The sequence below is a fragment of the Acinetobacter sp. YH12027 genome (genome assembly GCF_013420085.1).
Lineage (GTDB): Bacteria > Pseudomonadota > Gammaproteobacteria > Pseudomonadales > Moraxellaceae > Acinetobacter > Acinetobacter amyesii.
The window spans coordinates 25282-32046 of record NZ_VOYW01000039.1 but is presented as its reverse complement, the minus strand read 5'-3'; the positions used below and the strand labels follow the sequence as shown (position 1 = coordinate 32046).

Genomic DNA, 6765 nt, shown 5'->3' with positions numbered 1-6765 from the left:
GGAATTGCCACAAGATACGATAAGCTAAAACGTAACTATCAAAGCGCTGTTGCTTTAGCTTGTATATTTATATGGTTGCCTCTTTAGCTCAATTTATCGGCTGTAAATGTCAACACACCCTAATCATAAAAGCAAAATATACCAAAATATTAGTGATGTTTATCATTATCACTCTAATCCAGTATGTGAGTTACTCTTATGTTCAAGAATCTATTAAATATAGCTTTAATTCAGCACTAATATTGACTGGATTATCAATTATGGAATTCGTCTTAATTTTACTTATCATCAAAAATGGACTGCCACAAATTAGATTTTTCGAAAGTGATTGTATAATTCAACTTTATATAATGAAAATTCAGTTTAACTATGATCAAATAGAAAGCATATCCATTAACAACACAAAAAGTCACTACAACCTATTACCTGTCGGTAATGAATATTTATTAAGGATTGTATTCAAACACAATCAAAATCTTTTTAATCTACTCCAAAACACCATTAAACCTGTTATGTCTTTTTCTAAATTTCATTTAGATACCTTCGCAAACCATCAAATTTTAGAAATATATTTATTATTCCAAATTATAATTCCTTTAGATCAAGAGAAACGCATAACTACGCTTAAAAATTTAAATCTACAAAATTTGACGATAAAGCAAATCAGCAACCTAGATGATATAAAAAACTTCAAAAATAACCGCTATTTAAGAAAAAATTTCTAGACTTGAACAATAAAAAAACATTCAAATAGTCATTTCATCAAATCTGCTTGACCACTTTAGCTTTCATCCCTAAAATGCGCATCAGATTCTCCAATAGCTCAGTCGGTAGAGCGACGGACTGTTAATCCGCAGGTCCCTGGTTCGAGCCCAGGTTGGAGAGCCATCTATTCTTCCATAGCTCAGTCGGTAGAGCGACGGACTGTTAATCCGCAGGTCCCTGGTTCGAGCCCAGGTGGAAGAGCCAAATTCTAAAAACCCACTCATTGTGAAGTGGGTTTTTTATTGCCTACTGTTTAAGAAAAGCATACCTACTTTTTTTGTTTTTGCCTTCCTAAAAATATCCGTATAAATACCAACTTGTCTGATTCGGCTATTTTTAAAACACTTAATTTGATTTTTAAGTATTTTATTTAAATCAGGCTTGACCACCCTCCCATACATCTTTAGAATCCACTTCAGATTCTCCAATAGCTCAGTCGGTAGAGCGACGGACTGTTAATCCGCAGGTCCCTGGTTCGAGCCCAGGTTGGAGAGCCAAATTCTAAAAGCCCACGCATTATGTCGTGGGCTTTTTTTATGCTCTGACTTTTGTTTTAAGATAAGAATCACTTGCTCTATGACCTAAGCTATTCACTTAGCTCTCCGACCACATTAGAAAGAATAGTCAGAGCTTAAGTTTTAAAAACGCTTTATATTAAAGGTGTTTATATTTAATACATTCAGCCTAAATTTCCTTATTTTTTGCAATTCTGACTTGACCTCACTGCATTTGCCCCATAGAATGCGTGCAGATTCTCCAATAGCTCAGTCGGTAGAGCGACGGACTGTTAATCCGCAGGTCCCTGGTTCGAGCCCAGGTTGGAGAGCCAAATTCTAAAAAGCCCACGCATCATGACGTGGGCTTTTTTCATATATGTAGTTTATTTCGTGCCAAATCTCAGTCAGTTTACATTTTTTATTATTGGTTGCTTGGCAACTTTTGCCCTTGTCTGCTTAGTCTTTCCCAGACTGTTTAGAAGCAAACAAAAGTTTTTCCCACGTCGTGTAATCACTGCCTTTGAAAGTAAGATGTTTCATCGTTTAAATGAAGCATTTCCGGACTACCACATTTTAGCCCAAGTGGCATTTAGCGCACTGATCACCAATCAAAATTACAAAATCAGAAATAGATTTAATCGAAAAGTCACTGATTTTGTCATACTAGACCAAGCATATAATGTGCTTGTGATTATCGAACTGGATGACCCTAGTCATATAGGCAAAGAGCAAGAAGATGCTGAACGTGATGCAATGCTTGAAGAAGCTGGCTACCGTGTAATCCGCTACACTAGTATTCCAACAGTTCACACGCTCAGGCATGATGTAAATAAATAGTTGTTAAATACGTAAAGTACAATCGAACATTGAGTGAATGCGCATTGCATTCACATCAATAACGTAAGCAGAATTTTATTGAGCATTTGACTCTTGAGCTGCCAGCACTTCTGATACTGCTTGGTCAGCCTCAGCAGCCAAAGCCGCTTCTTTTGCTTTAATACGCTCAATCATTTCAGCTTGTTGTTGCTTATATTTTTCTTGGTTTTTGGCATCACTATTGACTGCAAGAAAAGCCATACTGACCAAAAATATAGGAATCAATAGTCCAAGTGCCATCAAAATGATCATCTTTTTGGTATTGGGTTTTGGCTTTACTTCAGACATAACGATTCTTTCATTTACATAAATAATTCGACGCCCAATATAGCAAAAAACAAAATTCGCTCAAGTCTTCATAACATTCTTTGCTCGAACTAACTGTACCCCCTCATTTTCACGGATTGAATGATTAATAATCCAATATGCAAAAAAAGGAGACATGCTCCTTTTTTTATTATTGAAAAAACTTAGCTTGAAGCGGCTACACCTGTACAATGTGGACTCTGGCTCGCATCTTTTTGTTCATTGGTTAAATCGATACCTGTACCTGCAGACATTTTAGCTTGAATAAATTCGACCGCTTGCGCATTTCTACAGATAATCGCCTGTGTATGACTTGCTTTTGGCACAATATCCAATAAATATCCATCCTCATATTTTGCCTGTGGGAAGTATTTCACCGCTTGCAATTTCATATTTTCAAATAAAGCTTGAGTCACAGGAGGTAATACAGCTTTATCTTCTTCACCTTGAATAATATAAACAGGGGCTTTAATTACTTTGGCAGCAGTTGCATTCGTCGCTGGCTGATTATCATTTAAAAATTTCTGAACAACGGGATCGGTATCGATTTTATTCAAATCAATTCCGTACTGTGAAACCATATGCGTTGGATCTTTTAAGAATTCAATCACAGCTGCTTTAAACTGTTCTTGCAAACCATTTGCGCCATTTGGATCGGCATAACTTAAACATGCACCATCATCCCCTGTACGTCCATAGGCTTTTTCTGCAATAACACCAGCATCTGCAGTAAAGATATTTTTTAAATCATAATTTGGCTCATAGGCTTTAATACCCGAACTGGTCAATGCTGCATATGCCAAAAGCTCAGCATAGCCATCTGCAATTTGATCAATTAACGCTTGTGCTTGAACCTCCGAAAGCTGCCCCATACCAAGTGCATAACGCACTTGTGCCAACTGTTCATCCAATCTATTCAATCCATGGGGTTTAGGTTGACCATTTGCATCAACATTTAGTTTTGGATCTAAATAGATCTTAATAATCGTGCCCAAACTCGACGCAGGTGCGGCTGCTACTGCCCCTTTATAGTTTACATCCGTATTTGCAAATTCCGCCGTCCCTAAGGATGCATGACCACCTTGCGATTGACCAATCGACATCCACTGACCATTGAGTTGCTTACCATAATGTTCTTTTGCCGCTTTAACTGCAGTAAGCGCCGAATTTGCCGCACTCGATAAATTAAGGTATGGATGTACTCCCTTCGTACCTAAACCCTCATAGTCTGGTGCCACAATTACATAACCTGCCGCCATAAGCGTGTTAGCTAGAATTTTAAAACGTGGATGAATTACATTTCTACTTGGCGCACATTCATCTCCAGCTCCGACTGTTCCATGCTCCCATACCACAACACGATAACCATCTTTAGGTTGAGTAGCTTTTGGAAACAACACTAAAGCCGTTGCTGTTGCTGCTTTCCCCTGCACATTGGTCATGTTATACGTCATGACTTTTATGGACGATGTATTGTCTACAGTATCTAAAGCATAATTTGCTTCAGAAACAAATGTTGATTTTTGATTCGAAGATGATGAGTCATTATCATCATCATTACACGCGGTTAAAGACAGCATAGAAACTGCAACTGTCAGAGCTAATGCTATTTTTGAACGTTTCATAAAATATCCTTTTTAATCATTATTCTTTAAGCATGAAACTACATGCCTTTTTATTAATGCATAAAAAAAAGCACCCGAATAGGATGCTTTAGCTCATTTTAAACAGTTTCAGATCAATGACATTAAAGCGTCAGTGCCATGAAAATTCCAATAAAAATCATAAGCCCTACCCAACGGTTATGGCGAAACGCCCAAAAACATAACTGAGGATCACGGCCTTTGGTTTTAGTCCACTGGTAAATAAAATCGGCAGCCACAGCCAACAACGCGACCAAACCGAATGGCATCAAGAGATCTTCTAAATACAGTGCAGAACCAATTAGTACAATACTAAGCACCTGCAATAATGAAATGATTTCAATATCGTATTTACCAAATAAAATCGCAGTTGATTTCACGCCAATTTTCAAATCATATTCACGGTCAGTAATGGCATATTGTGTATCATACGCAACGGTCCATGCCAAATTACCAAAGTACAATAACCAACACGTTAAATCAGGTGTTTGCCCCACTGCGGTGTAAGCCATAGGAATCGACCATGAAAATGCCGCGCCTAAAAATACTTGTGGCAGATGCGTGTAGCGTTTCATAAAGGGATAAATGAACGCTAAAAACAATGCACCAAAGGACCAATAAAAGGTTTCTATCGGTAAAAAGAACAACATACATGCACTAGCAAGCACCAAGATCAAGAACACATATATGGCTTCTTTAGCACTAATCACTCCAGTGGCTAAAGGACGATGCTTGGTTCTTTCCACAGCACCATCGACTTTACGGTCAGCAAAGTCATTAATCGCACAACCTGCTGCACGCATAAAAATGGTACCCAAAATCATGGGAATCAAAATACTGAATTGAGGTGTCCCTTGATTGGCAATCCACAGTGCCCACATGGTTGGCCAAAAAACCAGTTCCGTGCCAATTGGCTTATCGAAGCGACATAAATAGTAATAAGCTTCTAAACGCTGCTGCCAAGTTATCTGTTGCACCACGGCCATGACTGTCCTTCATTTGGTAATGTTATTTCTGCAAATATTGCTCAAAACTTTCTAAAAAAGTTTCCTGAACAATAAATTTGCAACCGTGCCAAGTATAACAGCTCTGACGTGTCCAACCATCGTCTAGCCACAATACACGCCGCTCACACTTCGGATTGGTACGCTGAAATAAAAAATGTCCGATGGGTTTCTTACCAATATGCTGAAAAATCCGCGCACGCCCTTGTATGCTAAGGATTGGAAATATACTTTTTGCCTTGACCCACGGCTCAGCTTCACAACCATATAAATAACTTTCACGTACCCAAGCTGTGTGCTGTATTGGCATTTGTAGCCACCGTGCATCTTGAAGCGTCATACGTTGAAATTGCTCAATACTCGGCTCAACTTTAAATACACCTTGGGCAAAATCTGTTAATTGTTGGGTTAATGAACCCGAAGCATACAACCATGTTCTTAATTCAGGAGACATTCTTTTATCCCGCATTTCGCATGCTTGACGCTGCATATTCCATTTCCCTTATAACCATTTGCTGAGTATAGCGAATCCTTAGTGTAACCAACTCAATATAGTTTTTCATGACCCATAGCTTGTTTTCAGTAAAATGAACAAAACAAAACGGCTTAAGTACTTCATTACATTTGCAATCAACACAAACCTCACATACACAGTATGATGTCGTGGATAACCACTAAATTACACCAACATAATGTTTCCATATAACCCGCTACATGTTTTTATTCTTTTCGTTTTACTTTGTGCCAATATCACGGCTCAAGCAAAATCTCTTGCACTCAGTTTTGATGATGGATTAAATCCAGCGTTTAACACACAAGCAGAACAAATCAATGCCCAGATTTTAAAGCAGCTACATGATCAACAAATCAAAGGTATTGTTTTTCCGAGCTTAGTTAAAATTGGCGATTATCAAGGCAAACAACTGATTCAAGCGTGGGGACAATCCGGCCATCTGATTGGCAATCACAGCGCAGCACACCAAAATCTAAATAAAGAAAATGTCACTGTACACGATTATCTGCATAGCATTGAACAGGCAGATACCGTATTAAAAACACTGCCGAATTACATACGTATCTACCGTTATCCATTTTTAAAGGAAGGAAATAGCGCTGAAAAACGTGATGCTGTCTATCAGTGGTTAGAGCAACATCAATACCGCATTGGCGGTGTGAGTATTGATGCCAGTGACTGGTTTTATAACCGAAAATATCTCGACTATGCCAAACAGCAAGATCAGGACAAATTAGACCGACTAAAACAAGCATATATTGCTCACCTGCTTCACCGAGCAGATTATTATGACCAACTTGCCCAGCTCACCATAAATCGTTCGCCACAGCATGTTTTACTTTTACATGTGAATGCTATTAATGCCGCATTTTTAAAGGATGTCATTACTGCTTTTCAGCAGCATGGCTGGACTTTTATTTCAGCAGCAGACGCCCTGCAAGATCCCTTATATACGCAGCACAGCCAAAACATCCCTGCGGGTGAAAGTGTAATTTGGTCCATTGCCAAAACAAAAGGATTAGAAAACTTACGCTACCCCGCCGAAGATGCGCCTTATGAAATCGACAATTTAAAACAGCATGGTTTGCAATAACGTTTGGCAAATTACGAGATATTCAATAAAAAATGACCTGCAACGTTGTAGGTCATTTTTTTCAATT

7 protein-coding genes, 4 tRNA genes and 1 pseudogene are annotated in these 6765 nt (G+C 38.5%); 8 read left to right on the top strand and 4 right to left on the bottom strand.

Translation table 11 applies throughout. The features are described from left to right. The 7 genes and pseudogenes from FTT94_RS13340 to FTT94_RS13310 all read left to right on the top strand — a co-directional run. Positions 1-87 (top strand): annotated as a pseudogene (locus FTT94_RS13340) (IS5/IS1182 family transposase); the annotation flags it as partial. Next, positions 72-725: a hypothetical protein gene (locus FTT94_RS13335; RefSeq protein WP_180170944.1), complete on the top strand. Its 654-nt coding sequence runs from the start codon at positions 72-74 to the stop codon at positions 723-725. The pseudogene FTT94_RS13340 and the gene FTT94_RS13335, both read left to right, overlap by 16 nt. Before the next feature lie 87 nt (positions 726-812). Next, positions 813-888, top strand: a tRNA-Asn gene (locus FTT94_RS13330). A 5-nt stretch (positions 889-893) separates the two neighbouring features. Then, positions 894-969, top strand: a tRNA-Asn gene (locus FTT94_RS13325). Between the two features lie 217 nt (positions 970-1186). Continuing rightward, positions 1187-1262, top strand: a tRNA-Asn gene (locus FTT94_RS13320). A gap of 256 nt (positions 1263-1518) precedes the next feature. Continuing rightward, positions 1519-1594: transfer RNA gene (locus tag FTT94_RS13315), tRNA-Asn, on the top strand. 22 nt (positions 1595-1616) lie between these two features. Next, positions 1617-2099: a DUF2726 domain-containing protein gene (locus FTT94_RS13310; protein WP_218953505.1), complete on the top strand. Its 483-nt coding sequence runs from the start codon at positions 1617-1619 to the stop codon at positions 2097-2099. Positions 2100-2174: 75 nt separating this feature from the next. On the opposite strand, the gene FTT94_RS13305 is transcribed toward FTT94_RS13310, so the two are convergent. The 4 genes from FTT94_RS13305 to FTT94_RS13290 form a co-directional block, all read right to left on the bottom strand. Beyond that, on the bottom strand, positions 2175-2426 hold the full coding sequence (locus FTT94_RS13305; protein WP_180170943.1) for a hypothetical protein: 252 nt from the start codon (positions 2424-2426) through the stop codon (positions 2175-2177). 182 nt (positions 2427-2608) lie between these two features. After that, positions 2609-4069, bottom strand: coding sequence for a S9 family peptidase (locus tag FTT94_RS13300; protein WP_180170942.1), 1461 nt, complete (start codon positions 4067-4069; stop codon positions 2609-2611). A gap of 122 nt (positions 4070-4191) precedes the next feature. Then, entirely contained in the window at positions 4192-5073 is an 882-nt protein-coding gene (gene ubiA / locus FTT94_RS13295; RefSeq protein ID WP_180170941.1) for a 4-hydroxybenzoate octaprenyltransferase, read from the bottom strand. Positions 5074-5095: 22 nt separating this feature from the next. Continuing rightward, complete coding sequence (locus FTT94_RS13290) at positions 5096-5581, bottom strand: chorismate lyase (protein WP_180170940.1); 486 nt, start codon at positions 5579-5581, stop codon at positions 5096-5098. 202 nt (positions 5582-5783) lie between these two features. Here FTT94_RS13290 and FTT94_RS13285 point away from each other — a divergent pair, with 202 nt between their 5' ends. Continuing rightward, entirely contained in the window at positions 5784-6698 is a 915-nt protein-coding gene (locus FTT94_RS13285; RefSeq protein ID WP_180170939.1) for a polysaccharide deacetylase family protein, read from the top strand. Positions 6699-6765: the final 67 nt, after the last annotated feature.

Coding starts and splice junctions, on each gene's coding strand:
- FTT94_RS13300 (WP_180170942.1), bottom strand. CDS start 4,069: ATGAAACGTTCAAAAATAGCATTAGCTCTGACAGTTGCAGTTTCTATG.
- FTT94_RS13290 (WP_180170940.1), bottom strand. CDS start 5,581: ATGCAGCGTCAAGCATGCGAAATGCGGGATAAAAGAATGTCTCCTGAA.
- FTT94_RS13335 (WP_180170944.1), top strand. CDS start 72: ATGGTTGCCTCTTTAGCTCAATTTATCGGCTGTAAATGTCAACACACC.
- ubiA (WP_180170941.1), bottom strand. CDS start 5,073: ATGGCCGTGGTGCAACAGATAACTTGGCAGCAGCGTTTAGAAGCTTAT.
- FTT94_RS13310 (WP_218953505.1), top strand. CDS start 1,617: ATGACGTGGGCTTTTTTCATATATGTAGTTTATTTCGTGCCAAATCTC.
- FTT94_RS13285 (WP_180170939.1), top strand. CDS start 5,784: ATGTTTCCATATAACCCGCTACATGTTTTTATTCTTTTCGTTTTACTT.
- FTT94_RS13305 (WP_180170943.1), bottom strand. CDS start 2,426: ATGTCTGAAGTAAAGCCAAAACCCAATACCAAAAAGATGATCATTTTG.